Below are 14,413 nucleotides of genomic sequence, written 5' to 3'. Positions count from 1 at the left end.
TTATGCCACTCCCGCCAACCCTTCGTAGCCAACCCCGTGAATAAGACGGGCTAGAATGGCTCCCACCCCCATGAACGACAGCAACCCGCCATAGCCGGTCGGACCAAGCCCCAGCTCTTCGCGCGCGATCAGCGGAAGCAGGGCCCACAGGCTGCTGCTGAAGAGAAAGAAGGCAAAGGCTCGCAAGATGACGGAACGCAATTCCGGCGACCGCAGCGCGTAGCGGAGCCCGGCTCGCATCGCGCCAATGAAGTGCTCGGCAGGCAGGGCGCGGTCCGGCGCCTCCCGCTTCCAGCGATACAGCACGGCGATGACGCCGCAGGTGCTGGCTGCGTTGACCGCAAACACCGCACCCGGACCGGACGATGCGATCACCACACCCGCAAGGGCAGGCCCTATTGATCTGGCAATATTGATGCCCAGCCCGTTCAGCGTAACCGCCTGCTGCAATGCCTCGCGGTCGACAAGTTCGGGAACGATGGCCTGAAACGCGGGTGCCGCAAGCGCGTAGCCGACGGCCATCATCGCCGTCAGCGCCAGCAGCAGCCAAGGGCTTACGGCACCGGCAAGTGTCGCCAGCGCAAGCAGGGCCGCGCCTGTAACCGTCAGCGTCTGAGCGCCAAGCAGCAGCTTGCGCCGGTCCACGAGATCCGCGATCGCGCCCGCCGGAAGGGCGAGCAGGAACATCGGAACCGTCGTTGCCGCCTGCACCAGCGCCACCACCAGCGGATCCGACGAAAGCGATGTCATCAGCCAGCCGGCCGCGACGCCGTTCATCCAAGTCCCGATATTCGACACGATGGTCGCGATCCAGAGCGCGCGGAAAACCGTGCTGGACAGTGGCCCCGCCGGCTTTGGCGGCAGGCTGGCCACCTTTCCGCTCATGTCAGGGATGGCGGCGGTTGGGCAATCATGGACGCGTGCCCAGTCAAACCGCCCAACATCCGCAGCCGAGCGCGCCCCAGAAGCCCTGCTTGTCGGCCACGGGAACCGGGCTGGTGACGGCGGCCGCGTGATCGTGGCCATGCACGGCACATCCAGAGTTGCAGCCGCATGCCATTGCTGCGGGCCTGACGCCCTGAGGAGCCTGCCAGTAGCCGCCGAAGGTCGACACCGGGGACCAGTCGGGCATCGGCGGCGGGAGGGAAGGGGCCAGAGAGGTGAAATCGCCCTCGGCGCTGACGATCCGGCCGCCGAGCACCGTCAGGACGCTGCGGATCCGGGCGATCTCGTCTTCCGGGACGGTCAGGTAGTCGTCGGACAGCACCGCGAGGTCGGCCAGTTGACCTGCAATGATCTGCCCCTTCTTTCCTGCTTCGCCGGAAAACCATCCGTTTTTTTCGGTCCACAGGCGCAGTGCGGTTTCGCGGTCCATTCGGTTGCGGACCGGGTAAAGGCCCATCCCGCCCACCGTCTTGCCCGTGACAAGCCATGAAAGCGACACCCATGGGTTATAGCTGGCCACGCGCGTCGCATCGGTGCCCGCACCGACAGGCACGCCGGCCTTAAGCATGCGCCTGATCGGCGGCGTCGCTTCTGCCGCCTTCGCGCCATAGCGTTCGACGAAATATTCGCCTTGATAGGCCATGCGGTGCTGGACCGCGATCCCGCCGCCCAGAGCCGCGATGCGGTCGATGTTCCGCTCGCTGATCGTCTCGGCATGGTCGAAGAACCAGTTGAGACCGTCGAAGGGTATGTCCGCATTCACCTTCTCGAACACGTCGAGCGCCCGAGAAATGGATTCGTCGTATGTGGCGTGGAGGCGCCATGGCCAGCGTTTCTCGGCCAGAAGGCGGACCACGGGTTCGAGATCGCCTTCCATCCGCGGCGGCAGGTCGGGCCGTTCGACGCGAAAATCCTCGAAATCCGCGGCGGAATATACGAGCATCTCGCCCGCGCCATTATGGCGATAGCTGTCGTCGCCCATTCGCGGCGAAATCCGTGCGGACCAGCCGGCGAAATCCTGCAGTTCCTCGCCCGGTTTCTGGGTGAACAGATTATAGGCGATGCGCACGGTCAGCGCATTGTCGCGGTGCAGTGCCTCTATCACTTGATAGTCATCGGGATAGTTCTGCGATCCGCCACCCGCGTCGATCACGCTGGTCACCCCCAGCGAGTTCAGTTCGCGCATGAGATGCAATGTCGAACTAACCTGGTATTCGAAAGGCAGGGTCGGTCCGCGGGCCAGGGTGCTGTAGAGGATCGTCGCATTGGGCGATGCCAGCAGCAGGCCGGTTGGGTTGCCATTGGAGTCGCGTTCGATCCTGCCGCCCGGAGGTGCGGGTGTATCCCTGTCATAGCCCACCGCGCGCAAGGCCGCCCCGTTCAGCAAGGCCCGGTCGTAGAGATGAAGAATGAACACCGGCGTAGCGGGAGCGACCGCATTGATCTCTGCCAGCGTGGGCAGCCGCTTTTCGGCGAACTGGTGCTCGGTGAAGCCGCCGACGACCCGCACCCATTGCGGCGCGGGCGTGCGGTCCACCTGCCGTTTCAGCATGGCCATGGCGTCCGAAAGGCTGGGCACGCCATCCCAGCGCAGCTCCATGTTATAGTTCAGCCCGCCGCGGATCAGGTGGATGTGGCTGTCGATCAGTCCCGGGATCAGCCGCCTGCCGCCCGCATTGATCACCTGCGCATCGGGCGCGGCTGCGCGCACTTCGGCCTCGCTTCCGACGGACAGGAATACGCCATCGCGCATCGCGACCGCCTCTGCCGAAGGATTGGCGGGGTCGAGAGTCGCGATCCGCGCGTTGCGGATGACAAGATCGGTCGCTGTCACTGGTTCGGAAGCATTCATGGCGTCGAGCCTCGCGGTGCCAAAGGCGGCGCTTGCCATGGATCCGGCAAGCAGGGTGCGGCGGGAAAAGTCGATCACGGCCCGTCCTCTTCATTGGATAGTAGGCGGCCCAACACGTGGCGGGCACAATCCTGCTGGATGAAGCGCGTCGTCTCAACACCCGCGAACAGTCGCTGGGCAATGGGCACAAGCTGTTCGCCCAGCAGCATTCCCGCCAGATCGACAAGCGCGATGATCGGCGGGGCGGGAGAACGCACGCCGATCATTGCATAGATGACACCGACGAGAAGGCCCGCACCCAGCGAAACGGAATAGGGCTTCATGGTGCCTCTCCCGCGAAACGGCCCCGCCGTCAGGCGGCCTGCGCGTGGCCGCCTTCGTGCGCGCCGAACATCGATTTGGCGTAGACGATGCCGATGCCATAGCCCCCCGCGTATTTCTTCGCGATGCCGGTGGTCAGATCGTAGGTCTCGGTCCGCGCCCAGTCGCGCTGCAGTTCCAGCATGTATTGCAGCGAGGTCATGGGAACGGCTCCCGCCTGCACCATGCGCTGGACCGCGCGTTCATGCGCCTCGTCGGACACGTCGCCGCAGATGTCGGTGATGACATAGGCCTCATAGCCTTGGTCGAGCGCGGACAGGACCGGTCCGACGATACAGACGGAAGTCCACAGGCCGCCGAAGACGATCCGGTCCTTTTGCAGCGCGTTCACACGTTCTAGCACCTTTTCGTCCTCCCACGCATTCATCGTGGTGCGATCGATGATTTTGCAATCGGGTAGGGCGGCAAGGATCTCGTCGAATACCGGGCCGGAGAAACTCTCCGCCGCGACGGTGGTGAGGATCGTGCTGACCCCGAAACCGTGGGCGGCCTCTGCCACCATGGCCGAATTGAGCCGCAGGACGGCCACATCGATAGAGCGCACGGGGAAAGACATCTGCGACTGGTGATCGATCAGGATCAGGGTGTGGTTCTCGGAAGAGATCAGCCCCTTCCCGGGCGTGGGCGTGGCGACAAGCGGCATGGTCGTTCCTCAAGGCTTGATGAAGCGAGGATCATGCGCGCGAATGACGCGTGCTTCGATTACGCGTGGGTTTTACATGGCTAAACCTTGGTAGGGGGTGCGCGCGGCCCGCACGCCGCGACGAAGGCCGATGGTGCACGGCGGTTCGCTGCCCACTATCCCAAGGTATAGTCCGACAAGACAGGCGTCCGATTTCCCAAGGGCCCGGCTGCTGCGAAACTGGGCCTGCAAGGAGACAGGACCATGCAAGCCACCATCACCGAAACAAATGCCGCAAACGTGCCGACATCATTCGCCGAAATCGGCGGACGCCAGCTTGCCTATCGCGAGATCGGGCGCGGTCCGCCCCTGATCCTCTGCCTGCGGTTCCGCGGCGTCCTCGATAGCTGGGATCCTGCGTTTCTCGACGCTCTGGCCAGCTCTTTCAGGGTCCTTACTTTCGACTACTCCGGCCTTGGCCAGTCGAGCGGCACTGCGAGCTATCAGGCCGAGGAGATGGCCCGGGACGTGATCGACCTTGCCGATGCGCTGGGTCTTGATCGATTCGCAGTGGGGGGATGGTCGCTCGGGGGAATGGCCGCGCAGCTCGCGGCATTCATGGCCCCTAATCGGATCACGCACGCAGTGTTGATCGGAACGAAGCCGCCGGGAGCGGTGGAGTTCCCCCCCGAACCGGTATTCCTCGAACATGCGCTCAAACCCGATTACGACCTCGACGACGAGATCGTTCTCTTCTTCGAGCCGGTATCCTCGGCAAGTCGCGCCGCTGCCGCGGCTTCGCATGAGCGGATCGCAGGACGGCGCGGAGATCGCAGTCCGCCGATTTCACAGGAAACCTACCTGAACCTGTTGCAGGACCGGGTGGCCGACGACCGTTTCGCGGCGGACGAGGACTGCCGCTCCTTCCTGGCCCGCACCGACATCCCGATCCTTGTCATCTCCGGCGACCACGAGATCGTCTTTCCTGCCGGCAACTGGTTCGCGTGCAGCCGCGAATGGCAAAGCCTGCATCTGCTTGTCCTGCCCCGCATGGGACACGGCCCCCAGCACGAAGCGCCAGAGCTGGTCGCCGACATCATCGCCAGCTTTGTCCGCAACCGTTCGCGCTCGTTCGGCGCGCTCTGACTTTCCCCCCCCAAGGAGAACGACCATGCCCTTTTTCGAAACCAGCGACGGGACCGAGATCTTCTACAAGGACTGGGGTCCCAAGGACGCGCGGCCCATCGTCTTCCATCACGGCTGGCCTTTGTCCGCCGATGACTGGGACAACCAGATGATGTTCTTTCTGGGCAAGGGTTACCGCGTGATCGCGCACGACCGGCGCGGCCATGGCCGTTCGACCCAGACCGACAGCGGGAATGAGATGGATACCTATGCCGCCGACATGATCGCGCTGGCATCCGCGCTGAACCTGCAGGGTGCGGTCCATATCGGCCATTCGACCGGCGGCGGCGAAGTTGCGAGATATGTGGCGCGTTCCGAAGGCGGCCGCGTTTCCAAGGCGGTGCTGATCGGTGCGGTTCCCCCTATCATGCTGAAAACCGACGCCAACCCCGAAGGCCTCGCGCGCGAGGTGTTCGACGGCTTTCGCGAGCAGACCGCGTCCAATCGCGCGCAGTTCTTCCTCGATGTGCCAAGCGGGCCCTTCTACGGCTATAACCGCGATGGCGCGAAAGTGGATGAGGGCGTGATCCGCAACTGGTGGCGGCAAGGTATGATGGGCGGAATCAAGGCCCAGTACGATTGCATCAAGGCCTTCTCCGAAACCGATTTCACGGAAGATCTGAAGGCGATCAGACAGCCGGTGCTGGTGGTGCATGGCGACGACGACCAGATCGTCCCCTACGCCGATTCCGCGCCGAAATCGGTCGAATTACTGTCTGATGGAACCCTGAAGACATACAAGGGGCTGCCGCACGGGCTCTGCACCACCCATCCGGACGTGGTGAACCCGGATCTGCTGGCCTTCGTGGAGGGCTGAGCGGTGAAGGGCTCGATCGTTTTCGTCCACGGAGCGTGGGTCACGCCGGAAAGCTGGGATGCCTTCCGCAAGCCATTCGAGGGGGAGGGCTACGAGACACATGCTCCGGCCTGGCCCTATGTCGGCGAATATTCCGCCCGCGCCTTGAACGAGACACCGCCGAAGGGCTTCGGCTCGCTCACTCTCGGGAAAATAGCGGATTCCTACGAAGGCTTCATCCGGGCCCTGCCCGAGGAGCCGATCATCATCGGGCATTCGTTCGGGGGCCTGCTGGCGCAAATGTTGCTCGACCGCGGGTGCGGCCGGGCGGGCGTGGCGATCGATCCCGCCCCTATCGGAGGGGTGATCCCCGGCCCGAGCGCCTTTGCCGCGATTACGCCGATCATGCTGCGTCCTGCCGGGTGGAAGCGTCCATACAGGCTATCCCGCCGCCGTTTCGGGAAGCTGTTCGCCAATACCGCGCCGCCCGCATTGGTCGACGAGGCCTATGCCTCCTATGTCATACCGGCGCCGGGGATGATCTTCCATCAGGCGGCGCTCTGGCTTGGAAGCTGGGTCCATCCGGCGCAACGCCGACAGCCCCTGATGCTGACCGGGGCGACCGAAGACCGGCTCGTCTCGCCCTATCTTTCCAAGGCGGCATATCAAAAGCAGGCCGCATCCGCCGCCACTACAGCTTACAAGGAGTTCGAGCGCCGCTCGCACTTCCTGTGCGCGGAACCGGGATGGGAGGAGGTTGCTAGCAGTATCATCGGATGGCTGCGCGCCAATGTACAGGATGCCGGGCTCGCAGAGATTGCGACGGATTCCCTGACAGACGGGGAATTCCTTCACGGAGTTCTGGCATGACGGCGCCGCCCATCGACACCGGTCTGGACGAAAATGCCCGAGCGGAAATTGCGGGCGGACTGTCCCGCTTTCTGGCCGACAGCTATTCGCTTTACCTGATGAATCATAATTTTCACTGGAACGTCACGGGGCCCATGTTCAATTCCCTGCATCTCATGTTCATGGAGCAGTACATCGAACAGTGGAATGCCCTCGACCCGATTGCGGAGCGCATCAGGGCGCTGGGGCATCCGGCACCCGGTACCTATCAGCTGTTCGGCGCGTTGACTTCAATCGGCGAGGTCGAGGGCGTACCGTCTTCCACCAACATGATCGAATTGCTGCATTCCGGGCAGCAGTCTGCCGCGCGTACGGCGCGCGATGTGCTGGCCGCCGCGGATCAAATGGGCGACCAGCCTACTGCCGATCTTCTGATTCAGCGACTGAACCTGCACGAGAAGAATGCATGGATGTTGCGTAGCCTTCTGCAATAGGCTGAAGACGATATCATGAAAAAGCAGGCAGTCGCCATCCGGCATATCGAGTTTGAGGATCTCGGCTATCTTGCCACTCCGCTCGCAAGATCCGGCTTCGAAGTGCGCTATCTCGATGCGGGTTGTGACGATTTCCTTTCCATCGATCCCGTGGAGACACCCCTTGTCATCGTTCTTGGCGGACCGATGGGCGTCTATGAACAGGCGGAGAATCCCTTCATCCTTCAGGAACTGGAGTTTCTGCGTGCACGGCTGGCTGCCGATCGTCCGACGCTTGGGATCTGTTTGGGCGCGCAGATGATGGCCAGCGCACTTGGCGCAAGGGTCTATCACGGCAAGGCAAAGGAAATCGGTTTCGCACCCATCAGGCTGACTGCCGCGGGTGAAACTTCTCCGCTGGCGGCGATTGGGCAGGCGCAGCCCGTGCTGCATTGGCATGGCGACACGTTTGACCTTCCGGCAGGTTCGGACTTGCTGGCATCGACCGATCTCTACGAGAACCAGGCGTTCAGCAGGGGGCCGCATATACTGGCGCTGCAATTCCATCTGGAAGCAGGCGGCGACATCGGTCGCTGGCTGACCGGCCATGCGGATGAGCTGCTATTGGCAGGTGTCGATCCTGAACCGATCCGGGCGGATGCTGCACGATATTCGCACCAACTGGAAACTCTCACTGAACAGGTGCTCACCAGCTGGCTCGGGCTGCAACGTTAACGCATCAATCTTGCAGCCCGGCCAGGCCAAGGCTTCGCCGCTCAGTCGAATAGCCTGTTTGCGGTCCGAGCCACGATCTCACCCTGGTGCCGCGCACCGTCGAGGTCGACGTCCGAAGGCCTTCTCGAACCGTCGGTGCCCGCCACTGTCGTTGCGCCGTAGGGCGCGCCGCCGACGATCTCGTCCACGCTCATCTGACCCGCGTGGCTATAGGGCAAGCCAACAATCGTCATGCCGAAATGCAGCAGATTGGTGATAATGGAGAACAGCGTCGTTTCCTGCCCGCCGTGTTGCGTTGCGGTGGATGTGAATGCCGCACCGACCTTGCCGTTCAGCGCGCCCCGAGCCCACAAACCCCCGGCCTGATCGAGAAAGGACGCCATTTGTGAAGACATGCGACCAAATCGGGTGCCTGTGCCGATAATGATCGCATCATAGGCTTCCAACTCTTCCACGGTCGCGATCGGCGCCTCTTGATCGAGTTTGTAACCCGCTCCTTCAGCCATGGCGGCGGGTACCGTCTCGGGCACACGTTTCACGTCGACGTTGGCGGCCGACAGGCGGGCGCCTGCGGCCATCGCATAGGCCATTTCCTCGATATGGCCGTAACTTGAGTAATACAGGACGAGGATCTTGCTCATGATGTGCCTCCCGGCTTACCAGCCGCATAGGGGTTGGATGCGTAACTCTATTTCGGCATGCGGCCCGGCTGGCTAAGATCGCCCGAAGCGACATCGAAGACATCCGATATGCAGAGTAATGGCGCATGCAAATTGGCGTTCACCTTCAACGCGGAGGTCACGCCATCAAAATTGATCGAGTCCGTTGCACCGATCACCGCCGCCGGCACTCTTACTTCGACCATGTCCATTTCTAGGTCGGTCGGGTAGCCCGGGCTATCAATCAGTAGGGGAACCCTGGGCCAAGTGGCGGGGAGGCGGGGCGTCGATCCGGTGGGGATGTCCTTCACCTTCAGTGAGCCCGCACCACAGGCGTCGTCGGGCACGAGTACGACCCAGTGCGGATGCCAGACATGCCGGTTGGCGCTGCCATCGGCGGAATCGTCGAAATCGGGGTGAAAGGTGACGGCAAGCGCCAGTATTCCCTGGCTTGCCTCGAATCCCACGCTCGAGCTGTTCAGAGATGTTGGCCAGACATACGAATAAACAGCGCTCCCGGCGAATTCACCCGTCGCTTTAGGCCGCAGTACGCCAGCCTTTCCTCTGACCAGTACGCGAAAGACAATGTCCGGTCCGTCGCTGCTAACATCGGTTTGCACGATATCGAATGACGCGTCGATTTTTTCGTCGACGGGTGAGACGATCTGTCCAACTTGCCGAGAGGCGGGCTCTTGACCAGATGCGCCCGACGATATCGCGGCAAGCAGTGCGATGGCGGCTACGCCCATTCGTATCATGGCCTTTCCTCCGGTGCTGATCCGGTCGCGGGATCGTCTCCTTGGAATCACTGCGATCGAAGCAGGCCCAGCATGCCGTGGCGGCAGCGGGCGATCGATCCTACGTGTGTTTGGCGAAGCCGATCTCTTGGTATTGCGATGCCATACCGTGAGGTGACGACTAGGCATTGTGAGGATACAAAGCGATCAGTCGCGGACCAGATCCAGCAGCCGTCCAAAGCGTACGAGATCGGCCGCATTGGCCACGCCCATCTTGCGGGTCAGCGCGCCGCGATGGGCCTTGACCGTCGCCAAGCTGAGCGACAGGCGTTCCGCGATCTCCCTGTTCATCAGCCCGTCCATGATACCCTGAAAAACTTCTTGCTCGCGGAGCGTCAACGCCGCGAATTTGGCGTTCAGTTGCTCTTGCTCCACTCGAATACCGATCTGCTTCCGATCGCGGGCAAGGGCCCGCTCCACGGCATCGAGCAGGTCCTGGTCGCGGAACGGCTTGGGAAGAAAATCGACGGCACCCGCCTTCATCGCCCGAACCGACATGGGAATGTCGCCGTATCCCGTCATCATCACGACGGGCAGTGGCAACCCTCGGCGGACAAGGCTGTCCTGCAGGTCAAGACCGCTCATGTCCGGCAAACGCACATCGAGCAGGATGCAACTGGGCACGTTTTCGGGCGGGGCAGCCAGAAAGCCCTGCACCGAGTTATAGGCGCGTCCTTCGAGGCCTACCGAGCGGACCAGCCGGACCAGCGCTTCGCACAAGCCGGTATCGTCGTCGATGATATGGACGAGCGGTCTCGGCGTTTCCGCGTCCAACGCTCACTCTCCCGCCTGGTCCGGTGCAGCTTTCAATTCAATGTGAAATGTGGCGCCTTCGCCCAGGCTGCTCGTGGCCCAAAGCCGGCCGCCATGCGCCAGGATGCAGTTTCGGCAGATCGCGAGCCCCATTCCCATGCCGCCGTCCTTGGTCGAATAGAAGGGTTCGAACATGGATTTCATCGTGTCGGGATCGATCCCCGGGCCTCGGTCTGTTATCTCGATGCGTACACACCCGTCCCTCGCCAAGGCCGATATCAGTATGTCGCGGGGACCTTGCAGCTCGGTCATGGCCTGCGCCGCATTAAGCGCCAGATTGACGATGACTTGCTGCATGTTGACCGGATCTGCCAGAACCTTCGGCATCCCGTCACGAAGGTCGAAATGTACCGACGCGCCAAGCGCCCTCAATTCGCGCTCGATCAGTAAGATCGCCTCCTGGATCAGCGGAACGATGTCGTGCGGATGCGGAGCGACCGAGCTGTTGCTCAAAAAGGCCCGCGTTCGTTCAATCACCGCTTGCGCTCGCGCCGTCGCTGCGACGACGCTTCGAAGGCTCTCCGCAGCCTCGTCCAGTTCGGGTTGGTCCCGCTCAATCCAGCGCAAGCCGGCCGCCGCATGCGACCCGATTGCCGCGAGCGGCGAACTCACCTCATGTGCGATCGAGGCGGACAATGCGCCCATCGTGGTTACCCTTGCCGCCCGCGCGATGTCGAGCTCCGCCTGCGCCAGCCTGCTCTGCGTCGCCTTGTATTCGGTGATGTCGAGATCGCTGACCAATATGTCCTCGAACCCGCGCATGTCCTTCGGCAGTCCCGCCGTGAAGAGCGTATCGACCGGATTGCCGAGAGCGTCGGTCAGATGCGTTTCGGACCGGTAGAGGTCGTCCCCGCGCGCAAACGCCACCAGCCATTGCACGAAGGTCTGGTCGGTGTCCGGCAGGATACGGTCCAGCGACCCGATGAGCGCGTCCTTGCCTGTCGCCCCTGCGCGGGCCACGGCAGAGCTGTTCACGTCCTTGATAATCACCGACTTGCGGATTGCGCGCAGCTCGTGCGGATGGGCGGCAAAATGGGCTTGCATGTCCCGAACGCCTGACCGCAGCAGCCGCAGCACCTCGTCACGGGCGAATGACCAGTCCTCGCGCCACAGGGCTATGCCCGTTCTCTCGAAGATGGTGTCGTTCCAGCGAATGCTTTCGTCAAGCCTGCGTTGCAGGCCCGTTATGGTGCGCCGGTAATACACGATGAACGCCAGAACGGTGGCGACAATGGCCAGTCCAAGGGCGATGCCGAACGCGTCTGCCGGACTGCCGGCCAGCAGCATGGCGCCCGCCAGCAGCGCAATCAGGCAAACGAGTAGGACATCCGCTGCGTGCCAGCTCGCCCGGTCTTGCGAGGGCTCAGGATCGGTCGCCCAGACCGGCATGCCATGCTGGTCGACGCTTCCCCCTTGCTCGACATTCACCTCTGGCCATAGCGTGAAAACTTGTCGCATTTTCAGACCTTCGACAGAGCTTTCCATTGCCCATCCGGATAAGCCGGGTAGCAATCAACCTTCGTATAGTTGTTATTGTGATTACTCCAGATCAAAGTAACGATCTGGTCTGTTGTGTCCCGAACCTAGCTATGGCCTTCAAAGGGAAGGACCGGCCAAGAAAAGGCGGCGAGGCAGAAGAATGAGAATGCCGGCTTTCGTGTATCGACCTGAAGTTGGCGCCGCCTTCGCTTCGACATTGCGCGTGTCACGATGAACCGGCCTCATCGTCCGCTAGCCCTTAGCGCGCGAGCAGTGCTTCCCCATGCTTCAGGCTTGCCGGTCAGTATGCGAAAACGGATCAGGCCTTCAGCCCAGCTATTGCGCATCGGCGTCGCCCTCGCCGCCTTCGCGGCGGCGGTCGTCGTCGCCTTGGCTGACGATGGCAACCCGGAACATCGGGTGGAGATACTGCTCATCGTCGCAACCGCATTTATCGCGGCCGCCTTCTTCTATCAGTTCCTGCGATCGAACCTGGAACTGCAACGGGCCGTCAGCGAGGCGGAGGAGCGTTTCGCCGAATTATATGATCGCGCGGGCATTTCGATCTGGCGCGAGGACTGGTCGGCCGTCGGAGCGGCGATACAGGATCTCCGGGATGCCGGGGTCGCGGACATCCCGGGCTGGTTCGCCGCCCGACCGGAGGAAACCCGCGCGCTGCATGCCACGGTGCGGATCAACAGCGTCAACTGGAAATCCGTGGAACTCATGGGCGCGTCGAGCGAAGCGGAACTGGTCGGCAGCCTGGCCGACATATTGCCCGGCAGCGCGCCGGCCTTTCACCGCTGGATCGCGGCCCTGAGCGCGGGCGACAGCAGCTTTGTAGGCGAGAGCGCGATCCAGCGCCTTAATGGCGAAGTTTTCGACTGCCTCGTCACCGCCGCGCTTCCCCGCGAGGGAGAACCGCTGACCGACGTGATTATCTGCATTGTCGAGATCACAAAGTACAAACGGGACCGGGCGGAGCTGATGCACGTTCGGGACGAAATCGCCCGCACCCAGCGCATCGCAACGGTGGGAGCGCTGACGGCATCGATTGCGCACGAGGTAAACTCGCCGCTCGCCGCCATTGCCTCCAACGCTGCCGCTTGCGTCCGGTGGCTGGAACGCAGCGAGCCGGATCTGGAAGAGGTCAAGACCGCGGTGGCAGCGGTGATCGAGGATACGCACCGGGCGAAGGCTGTCATCGACCGGACCAGATCCTATCTGCAAAAGGCACCCCGCATCACCGAACAGCGCGATATCCGCGGCCTGATCCGGGCCGCCCTGCAAATCGTCGAGAACGAAGCGCATGCGCACGAGGTGAATCTCGGACTGGCGCTGAACGAGGAGCTGGGGTCCATAAATTGCGAACCCGTCCAGTTGCAACAGGCGCTCATCAATCTGATGCTGAACGGCATCCAGGCCATGAGCAAAAGCCGCGTCCGGCAACTGACTGTCCGGGCGACCCGCAAGCCGCCGCACATCCTGATTTCCATCGAGGACACCGGTCCGGGCATTGCACCCCAAGATCTCGGCCGGATCTTCGAACCGTTCTATTCCACGAAGGACGGGGGCATGGGGATGGGATTGTCGATATGCCGGACGATCGTGGAATCGCATTGCGGAACGCTTACCGCGCAGAGCAGCCATGACGCAGGAACACGCTTCCTGATTTCGCTGCCGGATACGTCCGGATGAGCAAGATGCCGGTAATCGCGATAGTCGACGATGACGGGGCGATCCGTACCGGCCTGTCGAGCCTGTTGCGATCGGAGGGATACCAGATCCGGCTATTCGAAAGCGCGGATGCCTTTCTGGATAGCTCTTGCCGGGCCGGGATCGATCTCGTCATTACCGATATCCAGATGGACGGAACGAATGGACTGGATTTGCAGGAGATACTGAAGGATCGCCAGCCCAACCTGCCGATGCTTGTCATGACGGCGTTCCCGCAGCCGGACCTGCGGAGCAGGGCGTTGGCGCAGGGCGCCCGCTGCTTCATGTGCAAGCCGTTCGAAGCCGAGGAATTGCTCGGATGTATCCGCAAGGCGCTGACCGGCTGACCCGATGACACGAAGATAGTCCTAGGCTGACGCGAAGGATGTTCGATAAGGATTGCCATGGTTGAACCAGCCATCGTTCACGTCATAGACGACGACGCGTCGGTCCGGCGTTCGGTGACGGCCTTGCTGCGTTCCGTGGGCAGGGATGCATGCGACTATCCCAGCTGCGTCGAGTTTCTCGATGCGCAACTGCCGGACGTCGCCTCCTGCCTCATCCTCGATGTGCGCTTGCCGGGTACCAGCGGCCTCGACTTTCAGCGCCAGATGTCGGTGAAGGGCCTCGAAATGCCGGTCATCATGATGACGGGGCACGGGGACATCACCATGTCGGTGCAGGCCATGAAGGCGGGAGCCATCGACTTTCTGACAAAACCGTTTCGCGATCAGGACATGCTCGACGCCGTGAATGCCGCATTGGAAAAGGATCACGAGCGACGCCTGAGCCGGTCGATGATGTCAGATCTAGTCAATCGGCACGCCTCGCTTTCGGCGCGGGAAAAAGAGGTGATGGAAATGGTGACGTCGGGCCTTCTCAACAAGCAAGCCGCGTTTGCCCTGGGATTGAGCGAAATCACGGTGAAGCTGTATCGTGCATCGGCAATGAAGAAGATGGGCGCGAGGACACTGGCCGATCTGGTGAAGATAGCCGAGCGGCTGAAAGGGTGAAGGCCGTGTATACCGCTTCGGCGTTCGGGCTGCCATGTCTCGCAATCAGCCGTTCGCGTCCTCTTCGAAGATCCTAGCCGCCTGTCCGCGGGTATAGG

Annotated in this window: 16 protein-coding genes; 8 read left to right on the top strand and 8 right to left on the bottom strand. The window is 62.3% G+C overall.

Translation table 11 applies throughout. The features are described 5' to 3' along the window. The 4 genes from AC4FIJ_RS01380 to AC4FIJ_RS01365 all read right to left on the bottom strand — a co-directional run bounded on the left by AC4FIJ_RS01380 (position 1) and on the right by AC4FIJ_RS01365 (position 3,821). Complete coding sequence (locus tag AC4FIJ_RS01380; protein WP_490334927.1) at positions 1-873, bottom strand: MFS transporter; 873 nt, start codon at positions 871-873, stop codon at positions 1-3. Between the two features lie 55 nt (positions 874-928). Continuing rightward, positions 929-2,797: an amidohydrolase gene (locus AC4FIJ_RS01375; RefSeq protein WP_490334941.1), complete on the bottom strand. Its 1,869-nt coding sequence runs from the start codon at positions 2,795-2,797 to the stop codon at positions 929-931. Between the two features lie 74 nt (positions 2,798-2,871). After that, positions 2,872-3,120, bottom strand: a complete 249-nt coding sequence (locus AC4FIJ_RS01370; protein WP_490334926.1) for a DUF1427 family protein — start codon at positions 3,118-3,120, stop codon at positions 2,872-2,874. A 29-nt stretch (positions 3,121-3,149) separates the two neighbouring features. After that, positions 3,150-3,821 carry a hydrolase gene (locus AC4FIJ_RS01365; protein ID WP_490334925.1) on the bottom strand — a complete coding sequence of 224 codons (672 nt, stop codon included), beginning with the start codon at positions 3,819-3,821 and terminating at the stop codon, positions 3,150-3,152. A 243-nt stretch (positions 3,822-4,064) separates the two neighbouring features. Between AC4FIJ_RS01365 and AC4FIJ_RS01360 the strand changes: the two genes are divergently transcribed. The 5 genes from AC4FIJ_RS01360 to AC4FIJ_RS01340 are packed head-to-tail and all read left to right on the top strand — an operon-like array spanning position 4,065 to position 7,838. Next, positions 4,065-4,946 carry an alpha/beta fold hydrolase gene (locus AC4FIJ_RS01360; RefSeq protein ID WP_490334924.1) on the top strand — a complete coding sequence of 294 codons (882 nt, stop codon included), beginning with the start codon at positions 4,065-4,067 and terminating at the stop codon, positions 4,944-4,946. Positions 4,947-4,971: 25 nt separating this feature from the next. Continuing rightward, entirely contained in the window at positions 4,972-5,802 is an 831-nt protein-coding gene (locus AC4FIJ_RS01355; protein ID WP_490334923.1) for an alpha/beta fold hydrolase, read from the top strand. A gap of 3 nt (positions 5,803-5,805) precedes the next feature. Further along, a complete protein-coding gene (locus AC4FIJ_RS01350; RefSeq protein WP_490334922.1) occupies positions 5,806-6,651 on the top strand; it encodes an alpha/beta hydrolase in 846 nt (281 codons plus the stop codon). Continuing rightward, positions 6,648-7,124, top strand: coding sequence for a Dps family protein (locus AC4FIJ_RS01345; RefSeq protein WP_490334921.1), 477 nt, complete (start codon positions 6,648-6,650; stop codon positions 7,122-7,124). Before AC4FIJ_RS01350 ends, AC4FIJ_RS01345 begins: the two co-directional genes overlap by 4 nt. A gap of 15 nt (positions 7,125-7,139) precedes the next feature. Then, complete coding sequence (locus tag AC4FIJ_RS01340) at positions 7,140-7,838, top strand: glutamine amidotransferase (RefSeq protein ID WP_490334920.1); 699 nt, start codon at positions 7,140-7,142, stop codon at positions 7,836-7,838. Positions 7,839-7,879: 41 nt separating this feature from the next. On the opposite strand, the gene wrbA is transcribed toward AC4FIJ_RS01340, so the two are convergent. The 4 genes from wrbA to AC4FIJ_RS01320 all read right to left on the bottom strand — a co-directional run bounded on the left by wrbA (position 7,880) and on the right by AC4FIJ_RS01320 (position 11,394). Beyond that, positions 7,880-8,479, bottom strand: a complete 600-nt coding sequence (gene wrbA, locus AC4FIJ_RS01335) for an NAD(P)H:quinone oxidoreductase (RefSeq protein WP_490334919.1) — start codon at positions 8,477-8,479, stop codon at positions 7,880-7,882. Positions 8,480-8,526: 47 nt separating this feature from the next. Beyond that, complete coding sequence (locus AC4FIJ_RS01330; protein ID WP_490334918.1) at positions 8,527-9,246, bottom strand: hypothetical protein; 720 nt, start codon at positions 9,244-9,246, stop codon at positions 8,527-8,529. 195 nt (positions 9,247-9,441) lie between these two features. Beyond that, a complete protein-coding gene (locus tag AC4FIJ_RS01325) occupies positions 9,442-10,068 on the bottom strand; it encodes a response regulator transcription factor (RefSeq protein ID WP_490334917.1) in 627 nt (208 codons plus the stop codon). Between the two features lie 3 nt (positions 10,069-10,071). Continuing rightward, positions 10,072-11,394 carry a sensor histidine kinase gene (locus AC4FIJ_RS01320; RefSeq protein ID WP_490334916.1) on the bottom strand — a complete coding sequence of 441 codons (1,323 nt, stop codon included), beginning with the start codon at positions 11,392-11,394 and terminating at the stop codon, positions 10,072-10,074. A gap of 486 nt (positions 11,395-11,880) precedes the next feature. On the opposite strand from AC4FIJ_RS01320, the gene AC4FIJ_RS01315 reads away from it, so the two are divergent. Genes AC4FIJ_RS01315 through AC4FIJ_RS01305 form a run of 3 tightly spaced genes read left to right on the top strand, consistent with a single transcriptional unit; the run spans position 11,881 to position 14,315 of the window. Beyond that, positions 11,881-13,284 (top strand): ATP-binding protein, encoded by a 1,404-nt coding sequence (locus tag AC4FIJ_RS01315; protein ID WP_490334915.1) that lies wholly within the window; start codon positions 11,881-11,883, stop codon positions 13,282-13,284. Further along, positions 13,281-13,649 (top strand): response regulator transcription factor, encoded by a 369-nt coding sequence (locus AC4FIJ_RS01310; protein ID WP_490334914.1) that lies wholly within the window; start codon positions 13,281-13,283, stop codon positions 13,647-13,649. Before AC4FIJ_RS01315 ends, AC4FIJ_RS01310 begins: the two co-directional genes overlap by 4 nt. Positions 13,650-13,706: 57 nt before the next feature. Continuing rightward, on the top strand, positions 13,707-14,315 hold the full coding sequence (locus AC4FIJ_RS01305; protein ID WP_490334913.1) for a response regulator transcription factor: 609 nt from the start codon (positions 13,707-13,709) through the stop codon (positions 14,313-14,315). Positions 14,316-14,413 lie beyond the last annotated feature (98 nt).

The sequence above is a fragment of the Croceicoccus sp. genome, from assembly GCF_983967925.1.
This window is presented reverse-complemented; position numbering and strand designations above follow the sequence as displayed.

Excerpts from the sequence above, each read along its gene's own strand:
- AC4FIJ_RS01375 (WP_490334941.1), bottom strand. The coding sequence starts at position 2,797 with ATGAATGCTTCCGAACCAGTGACAGCGACCGATCTTGTCATCCGCAAC.
- AC4FIJ_RS01370 (WP_490334926.1), bottom strand. The coding sequence starts at position 3,120 with ATGAAGCCCTATTCCGTTTCGCTGGGTGCGGGCCTTCTCGTCGGTGTC.
- AC4FIJ_RS01365 (WP_490334925.1), bottom strand. The coding sequence starts at position 3,821 with ATGCCGCTTGTCGCCACGCCCACGCCCGGGAAGGGGCTGATCTCTTCC.
- AC4FIJ_RS01360 (WP_490334924.1), top strand. The coding sequence starts at position 4,065 with ATGCAAGCCACCATCACCGAAACAAATGCCGCAAACGTGCCGACATCA.
- AC4FIJ_RS01355 (WP_490334923.1), top strand. The coding sequence starts at position 4,972 with ATGCCCTTTTTCGAAACCAGCGACGGGACCGAGATCTTCTACAAGGAC.
- AC4FIJ_RS01345 (WP_490334921.1), top strand. The coding sequence starts at position 6,648 with ATGACGGCGCCGCCCATCGACACCGGTCTGGACGAAAATGCCCGAGCG.
- AC4FIJ_RS01340 (WP_490334920.1), top strand. The coding sequence starts at position 7,140 with ATGAAAAAGCAGGCAGTCGCCATCCGGCATATCGAGTTTGAGGATCTC.
- wrbA (WP_490334919.1), bottom strand. The coding sequence starts at position 8,479 with ATGAGCAAGATCCTCGTCCTGTATTACTCAAGTTACGGCCATATCGAG.
- AC4FIJ_RS01330 (WP_490334918.1), bottom strand. The coding sequence starts at position 9,246 with ATGGGCGTAGCCGCCATCGCACTGCTTGCCGCGATATCGTCGGGCGCA.
- AC4FIJ_RS01320 (WP_490334916.1), bottom strand. The coding sequence starts at position 11,394 with ATGCTGCTGGCCGGCAGTCCGGCAGACGCGTTCGGCATCGCCCTTGGA.
- AC4FIJ_RS01310 (WP_490334914.1), top strand. The coding sequence starts at position 13,281 with ATGAGCAAGATGCCGGTAATCGCGATAGTCGACGATGACGGGGCGATC.
- AC4FIJ_RS01305 (WP_490334913.1), top strand. The coding sequence starts at position 13,707 with ATGGTTGAACCAGCCATCGTTCACGTCATAGACGACGACGCGTCGGTC.